The sequence below is a fragment of the Clostridioides mangenotii TR genome (assembly GCF_000498755.1).
Taxonomy (GTDB): Bacteria; Bacillota; Clostridia; order Peptostreptococcales; family Peptostreptococcaceae; genus Metaclostridioides; species Metaclostridioides mangenotii_A.
Genome location: NZ_AXUS01000071.1, coordinates 1 through 1292, shown reverse-complemented (window position 1 = coordinate 1292; position 1292 = coordinate 1). Strand labels below are relative to the sequence as shown.

General features: G+C 27.6%; 2 protein-coding genes. Both read left to right on the top strand.

The features are described from left to right. Window positions 1-225: 225 nt before the first annotated feature. A complete protein-coding gene (locus T473_RS17500) occupies window positions 226-525 on the top strand; it encodes a site-specific DNA-methyltransferase (RefSeq protein WP_051365941.1) in 300 nt (99 codons plus the stop codon). A gap of 137 nt (window positions 526-662) precedes the next feature. Continuing rightward, window positions 663-1292, top strand: a 630-nt coding sequence (locus tag T473_RS0115660) for an N-6 DNA methylase (protein WP_024622622.1), incomplete at its 3' end; no start/stop codon positions are given.

Sequence of the window (1292 nt, the reverse complement as noted above, 5' to 3'; positions counted from 1 at the left end):
ACATGTAGCCAGCCTTTCACAACAATATTAAATAATAGTAATTTAAAAGTTATTTAAATATGAATGGATATGGATAAAAAATAATTCAACGGGCTTCCAATTAGCAAATAAAAAGACCTTTAAAAAAACATGAAGAATATTAAGTGTTTTTTTACAAAAAACAAACCTGTATTTTAACCCAACAAAGGTTTAAAGTTATATGAAAAATTAAATAAAAGAGCTTCTATGGGTAATAATTGGGGAGAGTTGAAATCTAATCAATATATACAAAAGTATACAAATTATCCTACTCAATTATTAGAATTTTCTCATGATAAAGAAAAAATACATCCCACACAAAAACCTATATTATTGTTTGAGTATTTAATAAAAACTTACACATATGAGGGAGATGTTGTCCTAGACAATTGCATAGGGAGTGGAACTACAGCAATAGCATGTATTAATACTAATAGAAGTTATATTGGTTTTGAATTAGAAAAAGATATTATGATCTGGCAAATCAACGTGTTAAAGATAGATTAGGAGTATTAAATAAAATATCATAAAATAACATTTTTATTTTAAGATAGCTATAAGTATTGATAATAAAGGGTTTTGGTTTTTGCGAACGAACTTTGTTTCTATCGCAGATTAATATAAAGGAAAGGTAAAAATACATATTGGGAATAACAACAAATAAAATAAATAGTTTGCTTGAGATTGACGAATTTTATTATGCCCCAATTAAACTATTTGAAATAATCTTTGATAAAGAAAAAAGAGAAATACTTTTTAAAAAATTCTTAAAGGAAGAAAAAAGAATTGATTTTGATTGGTTCGCTCAATGTTTTGAAGAAGAACATGCGGATAGAAAAACTAAAAAACAGGATTTTACACCTGGGCAAGTAACGAAATTGATTGAGCAATTAGTAGGGAATACAAATTCCACATTAGATGTTTGTGCTGGAACAGGTGGTATTGTAATACAAAAATGGTATCAGGATATGATACATGTGTCTCCATTTGAATACTACCCAAGTAATTATTTTTATCAATGTGAAGAACTATCTGATAGAGCTCTACCATTTTTACTGTTTAACCTATGTATACGTGGAATGAATGCGATTGTAATACATGGGGATTCGTTGTCAAGAGAAGTAAACAATATTTATTTTATACAAAATGATAAAAATGACTTTTTAAGGTTTAGTAGTCTAAATGTAATGCCGCGCAGCCAAGAAGTTGAACATTATTTTAATGTTAAGTCATGGAAGGGTGAGCCTATTATTCATATTGAAAGTGAATTGAGT

What these genes read in the sequence shown, in the direction of transcription:
- T473_RS17500 (WP_051365941.1), top strand. Translation starts at nt 226, where the DNA reads ATGGGTAATAATTGGGGAGAGTTGAAATCTAATCAATATATACAAAAG.